The organism is Paenibacillus thiaminolyticus (assembly GCF_003591545.1).
In the GTDB taxonomy this organism is placed as follows: Bacteria; Bacillota; Bacilli; order Paenibacillales; family Paenibacillaceae; genus Paenibacillus_B; species Paenibacillus_B thiaminolyticus_A.
Genome location: NZ_QYZD01000005.1, coordinates 163,106 through 180,056 on the forward strand (window position 1 = coordinate 163,106; position 16,951 = coordinate 180,056).

At 56.2% G+C, this 16,951-nt stretch carries 14 protein-coding genes; 1 reads left to right on the forward strand and 13 read right to left on the reverse strand.

Annotated elements, in window-relative coordinates:
- Window positions 1–35: 35 nt before the first annotated feature.
- The 4 genes from mreB to spoIID form a co-directional block, all read right to left on the reverse strand.
- Entirely contained in the window at window positions 36–1,043 is a 1,008-nt protein-coding gene (mreB, locus tag DQX05_RS08480; RefSeq protein WP_119792639.1) for a rod shape-determining protein, read from the reverse strand.
- A 201-nt stretch (window positions 1,044–1,244) separates the two neighbouring features.
- A complete protein-coding gene (gene spoIIID / locus DQX05_RS08485; RefSeq protein ID WP_006674820.1) occupies window positions 1,245–1,532 on the reverse strand; it encodes a sporulation transcriptional regulator SpoIIID in 288 nt (95 codons plus the stop codon).
- 348 nt (window positions 1,533–1,880) lie between these two features.
- Window positions 1,881–2,663, reverse strand: a complete 783-nt coding sequence (locus tag DQX05_RS08490; protein WP_119792640.1) for a M23 family metallopeptidase — start codon at window positions 2,661–2,663, stop codon at window positions 1,881–1,883.
- A gap of 84 nt (window positions 2,664–2,747) precedes the next feature.
- Complete coding sequence (spoIID, locus tag DQX05_RS08495; protein ID WP_119792642.1) at window positions 2,748–3,917, reverse strand: stage II sporulation protein D; 1,170 nt, start codon at window positions 3,915–3,917, stop codon at window positions 2,748–2,750.
- 388 nt (window positions 3,918–4,305) lie between these two features.
- Between spoIID and DQX05_RS08500 the strand changes: the two genes are divergently transcribed.
- Window positions 4,306–4,764 (forward strand): hypothetical protein, encoded by a 459-nt coding sequence (locus tag DQX05_RS08500; RefSeq protein ID WP_119792644.1) that lies wholly within the window; start codon window positions 4,306–4,308, stop codon window positions 4,762–4,764.
- A 549-nt stretch (window positions 4,765–5,313) separates the two neighbouring features.
- Here DQX05_RS08500 and murA read toward each other — a convergent pair.
- From murA to nuoI, 9 genes are all read right to left on the reverse strand, one after another.
- A complete protein-coding gene (gene murA / locus DQX05_RS08510; RefSeq protein WP_182914685.1) occupies window positions 5,314–6,642 on the reverse strand; it encodes a UDP-N-acetylglucosamine 1-carboxyvinyltransferase in 1,329 nt (442 codons plus the stop codon).
- A gap of 298 nt (window positions 6,643–6,940) precedes the next feature.
- Window positions 6,941–7,201: a DUF1146 family protein gene (locus tag DQX05_RS08515; RefSeq protein WP_006680135.1), complete on the reverse strand. Its 261-nt coding sequence runs from the start codon at window positions 7,199–7,201 to the stop codon at window positions 6,941–6,943.
- Between the two features lie 38 nt (window positions 7,202–7,239).
- Entirely contained in the window at window positions 7,240–10,104 is a 2,865-nt protein-coding gene (locus DQX05_RS08520) for a S8 family serine peptidase (protein ID WP_119792650.1), read from the reverse strand.
- Window positions 10,105–10,592: 488 nt separating this feature from the next.
- Window positions 10,593–12,137 (reverse strand): NADH-quinone oxidoreductase subunit N, encoded by a 1,545-nt coding sequence (locus tag DQX05_RS08525; RefSeq protein WP_119792652.1) that lies wholly within the window; start codon window positions 12,135–12,137, stop codon window positions 10,593–10,595.
- A 4-nt stretch (window positions 12,138–12,141) separates the two neighbouring features.
- Window positions 12,142–13,755, reverse strand: a complete 1,614-nt coding sequence (locus DQX05_RS08530; protein ID WP_119792653.1) for a complex I subunit 4 family protein — start codon at window positions 13,753–13,755, stop codon at window positions 12,142–12,144.
- Window positions 13,756–15,651 carry an NADH-quinone oxidoreductase subunit L gene (nuoL, locus tag DQX05_RS08535; protein ID WP_119792655.1) on the reverse strand — a complete coding sequence of 632 codons (1,896 nt, stop codon included), beginning with the start codon at window positions 15,649–15,651 and terminating at the stop codon, window positions 13,756–13,758.
- 19 nt (window positions 15,652–15,670) lie between these two features.
- The gene (gene nuoK / locus DQX05_RS08540; protein ID WP_087444363.1) at window positions 15,671–15,982 is read right to left on the reverse strand and encodes an NADH-quinone oxidoreductase subunit NuoK; all 312 of its coding nucleotides are present in this window, start codon (window positions 15,980–15,982) and stop codon (window positions 15,671–15,673) included.
- Window positions 15,983–16,504 carry an NADH-quinone oxidoreductase subunit J gene (locus tag DQX05_RS08545; protein ID WP_119792657.1) on the reverse strand — a complete coding sequence of 174 codons (522 nt, stop codon included), beginning with the start codon at window positions 16,502–16,504 and terminating at the stop codon, window positions 15,983–15,985. It abuts the gene before it with no gap.
- On the reverse strand, window positions 16,497–16,949 hold the full coding sequence (nuoI, locus tag DQX05_RS08550; protein WP_119792659.1) for an NADH-quinone oxidoreductase subunit NuoI: 453 nt from the start codon (window positions 16,947–16,949) through the stop codon (window positions 16,497–16,499). Before nuoI ends, DQX05_RS08545 begins: the two co-directional genes overlap by 8 nt.
- Window positions 16,950–16,951: the final 2 nt, after the last annotated feature.

Genomic DNA, 16,951 nt, shown 5'->3' on the forward strand with positions numbered 1-16,951 from the left:
CCCGTAACTGTAGACAATATACCTTGTATATCGGATTATAGGAACCGTTTCTTAATGACTTTATCCAAATTATCGAGCATCATGCCCGTTCCTTTGACGACGCAATGCATCGGATCTTCCGCGATCAGCACCGGAACCTTCAGCTCCTCGGCCAACAGCTCGTCCAATCCGTCCATCAGCGCGCCTCCCCCGGTCAGAATCACACCGCGATCGATAATATCCGCCGACAGCTCCGGCGGTGTCCGTTCCAATACCGATTTGGCGGCTACCACAATGGAGGAGATCGGATCCCACAAGGCTTCACGCACTTCATTCGACGTAATCGTCACCGTATAGGGCAGGCCGGATACCATGTCTCGGCCCCGGATATCCATCTCGCGCTCATTGCCGGATCCCGAAGGGCGAACCGTCCCGATGTTAACCTTAATATCTTCGGACGTGCGCTCCCCGATCAGCAGCTTGTACTTCTGCTTGATATAACGCATAATCGCATCGTCGAACTTGTCCCCTGCGACTTTAATAGAAGAGGCGGTCACGACATCCCCCATGGACAACACGGCCACGTCGGTCGTTCCGCCACCGATATCGACGACCATATTGCCGCTCGGCTGGAAAATATCCATGCCTGCGCCAATCGCCGCCGCCTTCGGCTCCTCTTCCAAAAATACTTCCTTCGCGCCGCTCCGCTCGGCTGCTTCCCGGATCGCTTTCTGCTCAACCGAGGTAATATTCGTCGGGGCGCAAATCAAAATCCGTGGATGCGAGTACCATTTGCGGCCGCCGACGCGCGAGATGAAATGCTTCAGCATCGTTTCCGTAATTTCAAAATCGGCAATAACGCCGTCCTTTAAGGGACGGATCGGCACAATATTGCCCGGAGTCCGTCCAACCATTCTTCTCGCTTCTTCCCCAACGGCAAGCACACGCTTAGCATCGCTCTCAATCGCCACGACGGCCGGCTCGTCGAGCACAACCCCCTTCCCCTTGACATGGATTAGAACATTCGCCGTCCCTAAGTCGATTCCGATATCCTTGCTTAGCATAAGTTCAAGAGCCTCCACATTCATTTTTCAACTGATTTTCGATGAAATCCGACCGATTCCTGCATAATATTCACTCATCGTTTACCATATCATACTAACAGCGCTGGATTCAATGAAAGAATGAAGGAGGATCTGTCTTATTCGGAACAAAGCCAGGAGGCGATTCGATCCGGCGGCGATTCGCATGTTCGGAACTGCCGGTCAGGACTTCCCTGCCGTCATCACTTCACGTTTTTTTGAGCTCGATTTCTTGTATTTGATCTTGGTCGCTTCCCCTCCCCGCAGATGGCGCACAGATTTATGGTACTCGAGAATGTGCTTCACCTGGTCCGCCAAATCGGGATTAATCTCGGGCAGCCGTTCGGTCAGATCTTTGTGTACCGTGCTCTTGGATACGCCGAACTCTTTGGCGATAGTGCGAACCGTATGCTTGGTCTCGACGATGCAGCGGCCGATTTTTATGGTCCGTTCCTTGATGTAATCGTGCACGTTCCCGCCTCCCTCTACTCGGTTTAATTGGTACATTATATGAGTAGGCCGCACACTTATGCGTTGTTGGACCGCCTGACAAGCCTGGCTTAACCGATTAATTTGACAAGACGGGGAGGAGAGCCCCGGGAGACGGGGGTGGAACCTCAACACTTGTCCTGTCCAAAAATGGCGCCGCCATGCGGAAAAATTCGGAGCCAAATACCGTGAGGAAGCGATCGCCGGAAGCCTGTCCACGGGAATAGAACCATCTGAAAAAAATTTAATCCAGGCTGTCCCGCTCCATCCCCTGGAACGGCAAGAGGCGGAAGCATGTTCGCTTCCGCCTCTTCCGGAGAATGGAGAAGATTAGTTTTTCGCCAGCAGACTCGTCGGATTAACCGGCTTGTTATTGTCGTACACTTCAAAATGCACGTGCACGCCCAATGCTTTCTCAAGCTCACTCCGTCCGGCCGTTCCAAGCGTGTCGCCCTTCTTGACCGTATCGCCTTTTGCGACTTTGACATCCGCCAGACTTTGATAGACTGTCTTCATTCCGCCGCCATGATCCACTTCCACGACGAAGCCGTTTTTCGGGTGCTGCTCCGCGCGGATAACTTTACCGCTCATCGCAGACAGGACGTCGAACGCTTTCTGATCTTTGCGGGCCAGGTCGATTCCTACATTCGGAGTGAAGGTCTGTTCGAACTCTATCACCGCCGCCGCTTGCTCTTCCTTGCTGGCCGTCTCATCATAGTAGGACATGACGACGTCTACTTCCTGTGCGTCTTTGACCGGCCATCCCAATGTCTCGTTGGATGCGACCACTTCGACCGCCTCTTCGTTGACCGTTCCCTCCGCCTGTGCTCCGGAATCTACCACCGTCTGATCGACCTGCGCCGTCTCCGCGTTCGGGTCGAGCGGCCGGTTCATATCCTGGTAGACCCACACTAACGTTAGGATGATTGCTGCTGCGGCCATGTACAAAGCAGGAAAGACCCATCGCTTGGACAACAGCTTTCTCCATGTGGAAGTGTGAACCACCTGCGCTCCCGAGATAGGTTTGGGAGCTTCCGGCGTGTTCGCTGCATTGTTAGCCGATGAACTGGTTGTGGATTTGTTTTTCGAGTTGTTTTGGTTTTGTTCACTCATTTGTGATCACCTCAGTAACCATTGTTACCGGGGCTATCCCTTTTATACGTCCAAGTTTGCTAATTTTTTAGATTCATAGTTCTCTTACGAGGATGGCCGGCCGGCCGCGGTTAATAACTTCGAAGCTTTGTCCAACTGCACCCCTGTATAATAGTAGGTCAATATCCGCTCTGCCGCAGCTCCCTGCTTCGCCATGCCCTGCGCCCCATACTGGCTCATGCCGACGCCATGGCCGTAGCCGTATGTCGTGATGCGCAGCTTGTCACCGTCCCGCTCCCAATTGAACGCGCTCGAACGCAGATTCAACTTCTCCCGCATATCCCGGCCGCTGAAGCGCATCGATCCGAATTGAACCTCACCCACCCGCTTCCCCGCGGTGCGAGAGAGGATGCGCACATCCTCCGCCAGCCCGTCCCCAGCCACTGTGCCCGAGGACGCGCTTCCAGCTCCGCCCCCGCCCTGCCGCGAGGCTTGGGCGAGACCCGGTACCGCCGCTGGAGTCAGCCCGAGCTTTTCCAGGACCTCGTTCAGCGCCAGATCCACCGTCACGGCGTACCTGGGAGATTCGGCCTGATCCCAAGGGCTGGGCACACTCTTCAAATAGGGCACTGGATTCTTCCAATAATCCTCGGCATTCTCGGTATAGCCGTTGCTCGTCGAGAAGAAGGCGGCCATAATCGGCTCACCTTGATAGGTAATCACTTGATCCCGCGTCTCATTGACAGCCCGGTTGAGTCTCGCGATCATGCCCTCCGGCCGCTTCGCCAGCTCAGCCAGCGGGATATACACCTGATGGGCGACGGTATCCGTCACGTCAGCCCCTTCAGAGATGCCGGCGGTGTCGCCTGTCCGAAGGCGGCGCACGATATACGTGCGGGCAGCGATCGCCTGCGCCTTCAGCGCCTCCAGCTCGAAGTCGGCCGGCATCTCCGCCGCCAGGACGCCGCGCGCGTATTGCTCCAGCGGGACGCTCTCTATCTTGTGGGCACTCGCTAGATAGACGCGCACTTCCGTCCCGCCCTCGGGCGTGCCCGTCATGGGCGGCGCCGGTGCCGGGCCGGGACCGGTCTCCGCAGCTGGTGGCCGATCCGCCAGCCGGTCTACCAGCCCGAGCGGCAGCAGCACCGCTAGCGCCACCAGACCTGCCGCCCAGAGGACGACTCGTCCCAGCAAGTCGTTCCTCCGGGACGATCGCCTTGCCCCGGAACCCCCCTTCCACCGCTTGGCAGACATCCGTGTCGGCAGCATCGTCATCGATTCTCCTCCTTATCCACCCAATGACTCCCTCTGTCTATGAACCCGGTGTAGAGGGAAGGGGGTAATCTACTTCCATCCTATGCTTTTTTGAGAGACGAAAGAACCGGAATCTGACAAGCTCTCTTCGCAGTCTGGCCGTGGAACGATATCGGTTACAGGCTATCCGTATCTATCGTATTTTCCGTTTTCTCGTATTCATTTTTGATTGGCAGCGGTCGATATTATGTACGGCAGCCTGCTCAAGAAATCGAAGGTGCCCGCACCAGATTGGAAAGGGAGCGCACCATTCGCTACCGCATCTTCTGTCCCGCTTCTTCGCTAATCACAGCCGACTTTTTGAACAGAGCTTGCAGGAGGATCAAATGGAGAAGGAGATGGAGAAGCAATGAAGATATCGATTTCATTGGACGGCTTTGAAGGACAGGAATTGGAAGTAAAGGCCAACGGCTTGGGCAAGTACCGGCTGTTCATCGACCGACAGCCGGTGCCCGTCGGCAAAAAGGGGCGGATGACGCTCCGGAGAAATGACGGAAAAGAAGTGATCGCGACATGGAAGAACAGCTTCATCGGGGATCTCCCGAAGCTGGTCGTAGACGGAAGCGTTATTGAATTAGCTAAGCCCTTGCCATGGTATGTCAAGGTATGGTGTGCTTTGCCGCTTGCGGTTATCGCCTTCGGCGGAGCAGTCGGCGGCGCCCTTGGCGCAATAGGGATGATAACGAACTTCGCCCTCTTCCGGACGCAGCTTCCCGTCCTAGCTAAATTCATCACGACGCTGCTTGTGACGATCGGTTGTACCGCCGGATGGTGGATAATCGCCATGGCGGTGACCGGAAGATTGTGAGGGGAAATGAGGAAGAAGCGCATAAACACAGAAAGGAACTGTCCCATATTCATTTGAATACGGCCGCAAGGGCAAGACGGGACGACAGAGAGTGTGGAGACGGGGGAAAAGACCGAAAAGAAGAAGATGGGAAAGAAGATGGGAAAGACGCAGCGGGGAAAGCGGCGGTAAATGGATGAGGCGGCGAAATCCTGCGTTTATACAGCAATTTACAAAATTTCAGCCGCTATCAGACGGAATTCCTGCAAAAGTACATCCTTTTCGCCAATTTCTGCTTTCAAGCCATTGGCGTGGCTGAAATTCATGCCGTTTTGCAGGAATTTCAGTTACCAGAGTAAACGTCACCAGGAAAAGCTGCATTTTCGCAGTTTTATCGGCAAATCGAGCTATGAGAAAAAAAGGAGGGCTATCTCACTGTAGCTAAAAAACTACTCATGGGACAGCCCCTCTTGAAGACTGATTCCGCCGCATCCGAATCTGCGCCAGGGCGAATCCAGCCCATATCCTCTATTCAAGCTATGGTGCAAGAAGTGCGATGAGGAAATCTTGCTACGCCCAGGTTGGCTGAACGCTGAACAGCGGAATCTCCTGTTCTTCCTTCACTTCCTGCGGTTGCTCCTCGATCGAGACGCGATAAATATCGGCTCCAAGCGCGGACAGCTTCTCCGCGATATTGACATAGCCGCGGTCGATATGCTGCACCCCGCTCACCTCGGTCGTTCCTTCCGCCACGAGTCCGGCACAGATTAAAGCCGCGCCTGCGCGCAGGTCTGTCGCGCATACCTTCGCTCCGACGAGCTTGGCGCCTCCCGTGACGACGGCGGTGCGTCCGTCGACCTTAATGTTCGCTGACATCAGACTGAACTCATCGACATGCATAAAGCGGTTCTCAAATACCGTCTCCGTGACGACAGAGGTGCCTTCCGCCACGAGCAGAAGCGCCATTATCTGCGACTGCATATCCGTAGGGAAGCCCGGATAAGGCAGCGTCTTCACGTCTACAGCCTTGAGCGGCCGATCGGCCCGAACCCGGATTCCATTCTCGTCCGGTTCGATCTGTACGCCCATCTCTTCCATCTTTGCAATGACTGGACCGAGATGATCTGCAATGGCTCCCTCAACGTACACGTCCCCGCCGGTCATCGCCGCGGCCACCATATAGGTGCCTGCTTCAACCCGATCCGGGATGACCGTATGCTCAGCCCCGTGCAACTGCTCTACACCTTCGATGCGAATAACTCCGGTGCCCGCGCCCCGCACCTTGGCGCCCATCTTGTTCAAATAGTTGGCCAAATCGACGATTTCCGGCTCGCGGGCCGCATTCTCAATCGTCGTCGTGCCTTCGGCTAGCGTTGCAGCCATCATAATATTTTCAGTCGCGCCGACACTCGCCACGTCCAAATAGATCTTGGCGCCCTTCAGTCGGCCGTTCACTTTCGCTTCAATGTAGCCCTGACCCAATCCAATCTGCGCACCCATCGCTTCAAAGCCCTTCAGATGCTGATCGATAGGCCGCGTTCCAATCGCACAGCCACCAGGCAAGGAGATCCGTGCCTGACCTGCGCGGGCCAGCAATGGGCCCATCACGAGGAACGACGCCCGCATCTTGCGCACCAGCTCATACGGAGCTTCATACGAGTGAAGATGCTCTGCGTTTACGCGAATGGTTTCATTGGAATATGTAAGGTTGGCTCCCAGCTTCTCCAACACATGGTGTATCGTCTTGACATCGTCGAGTGGAGGCGCGTCACATATTACACTTACGCCATGCTCTCCCAATAACGAAGCAGCGATGATCGGCAACACAGAATTCTTTGCGCCGCTTACGCGGACGGTTCCCGTCAATCGCTTGCCTCCGCGGACGATAAATTTGCTCATCATGTTTCCCTCCGCGCCTTTTTTCGCCCCATCCTCACATCACTGTACAAGATGGTAGGTCTCTCTCTTGCCCAACCCTCATCATACCACCGCCTAACGGGCCCGACAAGCGATATTTTTCGACATACCCTGCCACAATTTACTTGGGGCTACTCCCATTGTTGACATCTTTATTCGATGTTATTCGACAAGCACCGAATCCAGCCTGCCGTCCCCCACACTCTGCCAACGGCAGGGCAGCGGCAGGACGGCTGCCGGCTTGCGGTGAATGTTTTTCATTTCCTCTTACCCACAATCGCTACGCTCCAAACAGATACCGTACGGACTGCGTCCAGCCCCAGTAATCGATGAAGAATCCCGCCACTGCGCGCCCGACGATAATCGCCAGGAGCAAGTGCAGCATTTTGCCCTGCGGGCTCTGCGGATGGCGGATGAACAGATCGAGCTTGACATGCTGCAGCGACCACCAGGCGACGCCGATGCACAGCAGCGTGACGAGCATGTTCACCACTCCGCCCCAACCGACAGCTGCCGATATGTTCGACCACGAATTGTCCATAACCGATCCTCCTAATATAGAGGTTGTGCAAAAAGTCGTTACCGCAGCGCGACGAGCATCGACACGAACTCCGCACGCGTCGCCTGCCGATCCGGAGCGAAAATGTCCCCGTCCATCCCCTGGATGAGGCCCTGCTCCTTCATAGCAGCCAGCATCGGAGCGGCCCAATGGTTCACGGGCACGTCGCGGAACGGAGCCTCCGCCGGGCGCTCCGGCTTAATTCCGAGCGCCTTACCCATCATGACGGCCATCTCCGCCCGCTTGACCGGCAGACCCGGACCGAAGCGGCCGTTGCCGATTCCGCCAGTGATTCCGGCCTTCGCGACCCGGGAGACATCGGCGTAAGCCCAATGCTTCGCCGGAACATCCGTGAAGGTTGGAGCTCCCTGGATGCTTCCGCCCAACTCGAAGGCTTTGGCCAATACGGCCGCCGCTTCGGCCCGGGTAATCTGCCGGTTCGGACGGAACAGCGCCTCGTCATAGCCCGAGATCCACTTGGAACGGACAGCCTCCACAATCGCTTTCTGAGCCCAGTGGCCGCCGATATCGCGGAAGCCTTCAATCAACGGCTCGGTGCTGAAGGACAACCGGTAATATTTCGTATCGAACTTCTTGTCCGTCGTCAGGCGGACATAATACGTTCCCGGCTCCAGGACAGCGCCCGCCAATATCTGCTCCAGCTTAGCGCCGCTTTGCGCGCTGGCGATCTTCTTCTGCTCCTTCGTCATCACGGTCATACTGACATTCCGGTCGGACGGGAGGTTCTTCAATGCCACCTTGCCATAGACCGGACTCTTGACCGTGAACTGGAACCAGTCCACATCGCTGTCCTTGTCGAATACGCCGACATATTCGGTGCCTTCGCTCATCGTGACCGCTTCATACATCTTGTCGTTCGGTTCATTCGGATCGGTGTATTGCGTGATATATTCCACATGCAGCTTATACTCGCCTGCGACCGGTTCCGGATGCGCCGTGACGACATTCTGCACTTGAATATAATATTTCCCCGCGGGAAGATCGGTCAGCACGGCCGATTCCGACCGTCCCTCCTTCTCTTCGTCGATCCACTGCGTGCGAATATGCGAGCCGCGCACCTCCAGCGCCGGATCGATCCGCACCGTATCCACGCTGACCTTCAGGCGCAGCGTGCCTTTGCGCGGTAACTGAATCATATACCAGTCGACATCGCCCGTATGGCCGAATGTACCGACAATATCCTGCGTCCGGGCCGGAATCGTGTAGGCCTGGTACTGCAGGTCATTGGATTCGAACGGATCCTCGTAAATAAAGAACCGGGAAGACAGCTTATAGGACAGCAATTCTTTCCCTTCATAGCCTTGATGCTGAAGACGGATTATATTCAGGCCCTGCTTCACCGGAATAGGAGTCTTCTTGCCGCCCGCGTCGCTGTACGTCTTGCCTGCGCTCTGCTTCCCGACATAATGCGTCGCCTGGACAGTGCCCTTCCCTTGGATCCGTTCCAGCGAGAGCTGAAGCGTCCCTTCATAAGGGGCATCGACCGCGAACCATTGCGTTCGCTGATTCGGGGCAAATACACCGCTGAGCGACGTGTCGATAGGGAACACGCGCGCGCTGCCGCGAGTCGTATTCGTGCCGAAGGCTTGTTCATCGTAAGGGATGCGAAGCGCCTCGTCGATGCGGAGCAATCCGTATCCGGTCTGCCGATCCCAGCCTGGCGATTCGATATTCTGCGCGGTGCGGCGAAGATGCTCCCGAATCTGATATGGCTTTAGTCCGGGATATTTGCTCCACAGCAGGGCGGCCGCCCCGGCCGCTTGCGGCGCAGACATTGATGTTCCTTCTTCCGCCTTGTAGCCGCCGCCGAGCGCTGTCGTATAGACATGCCACGGCGCGACCAGATCGACCTCCGGCCCCGTGTTCGACCGCGGCTCTACCAGCAGATCGGGCGAGCTTCCTCCGACAGCGAGCACAGTCGGATAGGCTGCCGGATATTTGACCTCCACCTTCTCCTGGTACCGCAAGCCGTCATTGCCCGTGGCCGCGACGAGCAGGACGCCTTTTTTCTCGGCGTAATTCACGATATCTTCCATATATTTGGAATAACGATACAGTCCTACTGACATGACTACAATTTTGGCTCCGTGATCGACAGCGTACAGTATGCCTGCACCTAATTTGTCTTCATCCCCGTAGCCTTGGGCATCCAATGCCTTAATCGGCATAATCTTCGCGTTCCACAGCACCCCCGTGGTACCCTTCCCGTTATTCCCCACGGAGGCAAGCACGCCTGCTACGCTGGTGCCGTGGCCATTATCATCCATAGGCAGGCCTGCCTCCAGCAGGTTCGTGCCTTTGACGAGATTATTCTTCAGATCAGGGTGATTCAGGTCCACTCCGGTATCCACCAGCGCGATCGTAATGTTCGAGTTGCCCTTGGCCTGCGCCCAGGCCTTATCCGCCCCAATCTGCCGCAAATAGCTCTGCTGGGAATAGAGCGGATCATTGGGCTTAACGCCCGCGTTCAGCGTCCTGACAGACTGATTCGGTTGAACATATTCAACATGCTCAGACTGTCTCAGCGTCTCCAGCCACTCCCCGGCGGCGTCCGCCTGATGCGGCTTGACGATCGAAATATTGACCGCCTGCTGCTCACTCACGATGTCGCTGTTCGCCAGCAGCCGTTCATCATAATGTCCATGTTTCCATTTTACAATCCAGGAGTCGGCTGCCTCTTCATTCGCGACGCTTTCCCGCCGCATCTCGCTTAAGGAGAGAAGAGTGCCGTCCTTCCCCGCCCGGTCGACCGGCCGCAGATTATGAATCTCTGCCTGCAGCGGAGTCAAGGAGTTCACCAGGACAAGCAAGGCTAGGGCTGCAACCAACATCGATCCGACGGCTGTTCGCCATCGTGTCTTCATAACTTTCATCCCATTCCAATCATTCAGGTTATGCACGGATGCCGTGCATCATTCAGAGGATGATTAAACCAGACCGTCACCCTGCTGTCAATCGGTAAACCTTGCTTGTTGACAGACCCTTCCTGTCAGTGTTGTCATTCGCCATGGAGCCCATTGCTATTGTACGGGATGCCGAATGACTGCACAAGGCGTCGTAAGATATATAAGATTCGTCGCAAGAAATGGACAATCCTTTATTTACAGGCAATATAGTTCCATGGACCTATCATCGACAAATTCTCCAATGACGGGCTGAAAAGTCTGCCCCCAGGAGATCTGCAATCAGCCGCCAGCGCCCATTTTCAAAGGATCTGGGGCATGAAATCCGATGATGCCATCATATTTATTTTATGCAAAAAAAAGGCGCCCTCTCTTCGCCGACTTCCCGATAAAAACAGAAAAGCCCCTGAACCTGGTGCCCAGGTTCAGGAGCCCAAATGACTCATTTTTTATCTCACCAGCAAATCGGCACCGATGGAGAATACCCGGCTTAGCGCATGGATGACCGGGTTCGGGAATGCCCCGAGTCCGACAATCGCGAGCACGCAGACGATGATCACGAGTCCTTGCGTCCATGGTATGCGCACCGCTTCCTCATTGCCTCCGCGCATATACATCTGGCGGATGAAGCCGAAGTAGAAATAGAAGGAGACGACGCTCGCGACCATCATGACAATGGCAATCCAGAGCGTGTGTGAGGCAATCGCTCCGAGAATAATGAACAGCTTCCCGAAGAAGCCCGCCGTAACCGGAATCCCGGCCAGCGACAAGACGATCACCGTCATCGCGACGGCCAGCCACGGCGAGCGGTAGTAGAGACCCGCATAGCCGCTTAGATGATCATGCCCGGATGACCGCTCGACAACCATATGAACGGCAAAGGCTCCGAAGGTCATCAACAAATAGGCGATAAGATAATAGATGAATTCCGCGAAGTTCGACGCGTGCAAATGCTGTCCGAACAAGTTCAAACTGACCGGAACGAGCAGATAGCCTGCGTTCGCGATTCCGGACAAGGCCAGCAGCCGCTTGACGTTGGCCTGGCGAAGCGCCATCGTCGTTCCGACGATCATGGACAAGGCTGCGATGGACAGCAATATCGTCGACAGGTCCGAATAGATGGCCATATCCTGTCCTAGACCGAGATACATGCTGTAGAACATGCGGAACACGACGGCCAGCGTCGCCGCTTTGGACACGACGCCCAGGAAGGCGGATATCGGCGTTGGCGCCCCCTGATACACATCCGGGGCCCAGGCGTGGAACGGAGCCGCCGCGATTTTGAAGCCGAAGCCGACAATCATCAGGATGAAGCTGACATAAATGAGCGGCTCGAACCCGGCGGTCCGGTCAGCCAAGGCATGGGCGATTCCATTGAATGCCATGCTTCCGCTGATTCCGTACAGGAACGACATCCCGTATAAAATAAAGGCCGAAGCGACGCTTCCGAGCACTGTATACTTGAACGCGCTCTCCGTCGATTTGCTGTCATTCTTTTTCATCGCCACTAAAATATACGACGTGATGCTGAGCAGCTCCAAGCCGACATAGAGCGTAAGCAGGTCGCCGGACGATGCCATCATCATGCCTCCGATGGCGGCCGGAAGGAGCAAATAATAATACTCTCCGCGATTCGGCAGCTCTTCCTTGCGCAGATTGCCGAAGCTCATCATAATGACGAAGCCGACGCCAATCAGGATGATGGCCTTCACGATCAGGGCGAAGCCGTCGATGCGATAGCTGTGCTCGAGCAGTTGGACTGCCTGCGCGGCTTCTGCCGTCAGCTTCGCCCGCTGATACAGCTTAAGCAGGACGAAGCCAAGCGACACGGCGATGGCGACCAGCGAGAGCACGCCCATAACGTCGCGATGGATGCGGCGGGGAAGCGCCAGGTCAATGAGCGAGATGACAATAGCCGCAATGACTAGCGTAAGCTCAGGCGCCAGCAGTGCGAGATCGGCCAAATGCAGCAGTTGAACATGTGGCGTATCCATGAGCCTACCCCCTCACCTTGAATAGTTCGATAATATGCGCAACACTGTTGTCTATCGGGGCGATCACGAAGGACGGGAACAGACCGATAAGGACAATGCAGGCGGTCAGTACCATAATCGGGATTGCCTCCGCCAGCCGCGCATCCTTTAGCCCCTCGAAGCGCGTATCCATCGGTCCGTACGAGATGGCGAGCACCCCGCGGAGCACATAGGCGGCGCTGAAGATGAGCCCGAGCGCCCCGAGTATCGCAGCCCATGAGGCAGTGCCGTACAGCCCGAGCAGCGTCAGCAGCTCGGCGACGAAGCCGGACAGCCCCGGCAGGCCAAGCGATGCCAGACCGGCCAGGAGCAGAATCCCGCATAAGAACGGCATGCTCTTCGCCAGGCCGCCCAGTTCCCCGATGCGCGTCGTGCCCGTTCGCTCGCTCAGACTGCCGAGGAGCAGGAAGAACAAGGCCGAGATGAAGCCGTGCGACACCATCTGAACGACTGCGCCCTGGATGCCGAGCTCGTTCATGGCCGCGACGCCGAGCAGCACGAAGCCCATATGACTGATGCTGGAGTAAGCCAGCAGCAGTCGCAGCTCCCGCTGCCGGAAAGCCAATATCGCGCCGTACAGCACATTGATTACCCCGAGCACGGCCAGGACGGTCGCCCAGGAAGCGGTCTCCTGCGGCAGCAGCGCCGCCCCGAATTGGACGAGCCCGTAAGCCCCCATTTTCAGCAAAATACCCGAGTGAAGCATGACGACCGGAGCCGGAGCTTCGGCATGCACCTGCAGCATCCACGTATGGAACGGGAAGAACGGCAGCTTGATGCCGAAGGCGATCAGCAGCAGCACGAACACTGTCGTCTTCATTCCCGCAGTTAGATAGAAGACGCTATAGTCCGCCTGATTGACGTAAGCCGACGCGCTTCCCAGATTGTCCATAATGACATTCAGATTGCTGCTGTAGATATAGTGACCGCCATCCGGGAAATCCGGATGGTTCGTGAAGCCCGCGGTTACCGTCAGAATGACGAAGGCCACGAGCAGCAAGGCCGATCCGAGCCCGTTATAGACAAGGAAGCGGTTCGCCGCCTTCTCCCGGTGCATCAATCCCCATATGCCGATGAGGAAGAAGGTCGGCACCAGCGTCCATTCGAAGAACATGAAGAACAGGAGCAGATCCCGCGCCAGGAAGACGCCGATCATCCCGACCTCGAGCAGGAGGAAGAGGATGTAGTACGTTTTCCATCTTTTTTTGATGCCCAATGAAGCGATGGCCGCCATCGAGGCCACAATCGTCGTCATGACGACAAGCGGCAGCGATAGGCCGTCAATCGCCAAATGATAATCGATGTTGAACGACCAGGATTGAATGCCGCTGGCGATCTCCAGATTCAGCGGAAGAGAGATCCAGGCATATTGCTCGGTTAGTGACGATCCCTTATCGACCAGATCATAGATGCCGTACACCGTAAGCGCTAGAATGAGCGGCAGGAAGGTCGCCGCGATGCCAATGATTTGAATCGCGCGCATGCGCCCCTTCGGAACGAACAGCAGAATCAGTACGCCCAATAGCGGAGAGAAGGTCAGCAGTGTCAACAAGGGCAGTGATGTAAGCCCGTTTACCATTTACCAGAACCTCCTTCCGAGCGCCAGGATGAACACGATGAGCGCAGCGAATCCGAATAGCGACATCAGCCCGTACGTCTGCAGCTGCCCGTTCTGCAGACGGGTCGACGTCTTTCCGATGCCAACCGCCGCTCCCGAGACGATCCGGACAATCCCGGCAACAATCCATTTGTCGAATGCCTGCAGTACGCGGCCGAGGCCGGCAAGCGAGCGAACGAAGATCAGTTGATATAGCTCGTCGATATAATACTTATTGGCCACAAGCCGATAGAACGGATTGGACGCTTCCCGCGAACCGCCACGGCGGCTTCCGCGCGGCCCGTACCACATATAGCCCCATCCGATGCCGAGCACGCCCGCCAGCACCGATATAATCATGGCGGCGGCATGGACGGAGGAACCCGGATCATCCCCGTTCAGCCACATGCCGAACGCGCCGCTGAATGGAGTATGAACGAAGCCGGCGACGGCAGCCAGCACGGCCAGCACGACGAGCGGGAATGTCATGGAAGCCGAAGATTCGCGGACATTCTCCGCATCCGAACCGGCGGCAGGCGAACCGGTGAAGACCAGGAAGAACAATCTCGCCATATAGAAGGCGGTAATAAATACGGTGACCGCTCCAACGATGAAGAGCAGCATATTTTGTTCCCAGGCAGCCGCCAGTATGGCGTCCTTGGACCAGAAGCCGGACAGCGGCGGAATGCCGGATAACGCCAGGGCGCCGATGGCGAAGGTCCAGGCGGTCACCTTCATCCGGTTCCCCAATCCGCCCATGCGGAATATATCCTGTGTATGTATGGCGTGAATGACACTGCCAGCCCCGAGGAACAGCAGCGCCTTGAAGAAGGCATGGGTGAACAGATGGAATATCCCGGCTGTAACCGCCCCGAGTCCGAGCGCCATCATCATATAGCCAAGCTGACTAACGGTGGAATAGGCCAAGATTCGCTTCATATCCCGCTGCGCAGCGGCAATCGATGCCGCGAAAATCGCGGTGAAGCCGCCTACGCCCGCGACGATCATCATCGCCGTCGGCGAGACCGAGAAAATATCAAAGGTCCGGGCGACCAAATATACGCCAGCCGCAACCATCGTCGCCGCGTGGATCAGGGCAGAGATGGGCGTCGGTCCCTCCATCGCATCCGGCAGCCACGTATGCAGCGGGAACTGGCCGGATTTGCCGATGGCTCCCAGGAAGATCAGTGCTGCAATCCAGGTGCCCAAGCCAGTGGAAATGCCGTTCTGCGCCATGGAATCGGCATTGGCGAATACGTTGCTAATCATCGTAAAATCAAGCACATGGTTCGGCATATGCCAGAACAGGATGAGAATCGCGACCAGCAGCCCGACATCGCCGATGCGAGTGACGATGAAGGCTTTTTTGGCGGCGGCGCGCGCCGCAGGCCGCTCATACCAGAAGCCGATCAGCAGGAAGGAGCAGACCCCGACCAGCTCCCAGAATATATAGAGCTGAATGAGATTCGGCGACAGGACAAGTCCCAGCATGGCACTCGTAAATAGAGCAATGTATGCATAGAACACCGTCTGCCGCTCGTCGCCCTCCATATAGGCTTTGGAATACACATTGACCAGCGTGCTTACCAGCGTAACAATCACGAGCATCAGCGCATTCAGGTTCGTGATGTCAAATCCGAACTCGAGACGGATGTCGCCGATGCGGAACCATTCGAAGCTGCGGGTGTAGTCGTCAGGCGCACCTGTCATCCGCTCCCACAGGATGAGGACGGAGAGTGCGCATGCGGCGAACGAGCTGAAGACGCCGAGCATGACGGCAGCACCTTTCATCTGGCGGCCGAATGCCGTCAGCACGAGGAACGCGAGCAGCGGAATGACCGGGATCATCCATGCATATTGCGACAAGACGGATTCCATTGTCGTATCCTCCTTACGGTTATCTCTTCAATTCGTTATATTCGTCCACGTTGGCCGTGCCGCGGTTCCGATACAACGCGATTAGAATGGCGACGCCGACCGCCGCTTCCGCCGCGGCGATCGCGATCGTGAAGAGCGAGAAGATCTGGCCCTTCAGATTCGGCACGACCCCGTACTTGGAAAAGGCAATCAAATTCAAATTGGCCGCATTCAGCATCAGCTCGATGGACAGCAGCACGATGACGGCATTGCGCTTCGTCAGCACCCCGTAGAGTCCGATGCAGAACAGAATGGCTGCCAGCGTAAGATATGAAGCCAGCATGCTACCCATTTAATCCGCCTCCTTCTTCGCGAGCACGATGGCCCCGATGAATGCGACGGTCAGCAGCACCGACAGCAGCTCGAACGGAATAACATGCTCCGTAAATATCTGCTTCCCGAGTTGGAGCGTATTGTCCTGGGTCAGGCCCGCCGGCTCAGGCGCGGGGAAATCGGTGCCGCGTATTGTAAAGAACAGGACCCCGAACAAGACCAGACAGCCAAGCGCGGCCAACGTCTCCCTTAACGGGCGCGACACCTCTTCATCCTGCCGATCATGACGGGTCATCATGATGCCGAAGATCATCAGAATCGAGATAGCTCCCGTGTAGACCAGCACCTGGACGAAGGCGACGAACTCGGCTTCCAGTATAACGAAGATGCCCGCCAGCCCGAGAAAGGCGAAGGCCAGCGATACGACCATATGAACGACCTTCGTAAAATTAAGCATCAATACCGATCCGGAAATGATACAAATCGCAAGTATGAAGAAGGCTACCGTTTCTCCCGTCCACTCGATGGAGAAGTTAAACATTTTTTCTGGCGCCTCCTTTTGGCATGGCTGAATTGTTTTCCTGCCGTATATTCTGGTTGTTCTCATTCAACCATTCCATGTTTTTGAACAGATCGTCGCGGCTGTACGCCGCCAGCTCGAAATTGTTCGTCATGACAATCGCTTCCGTCGGACACACCTCGGTGCACAAATCGCATAAAATGCAAATTTCAAAATTGATGTCAAACGTATCGATAACCTTGCCCTTCTTCTCCGGATCCGGATTCGGCTTCCCGGTGAGCGTGATGCAATCCGTCGGGCAGATGCGCGCGCACATGTTGCAGACGATGCACTTGTCCGGATCGAAATATTGAATGCCGCGGAACCGGTCAGGCAATTCCAGAGGCTTATCGGGATACGGATAGGTGACTTTTTTGGAAGTCAGCGCCTTCATCGTGACGCCCAGCCCTTTGAATAATCCTTTCACGC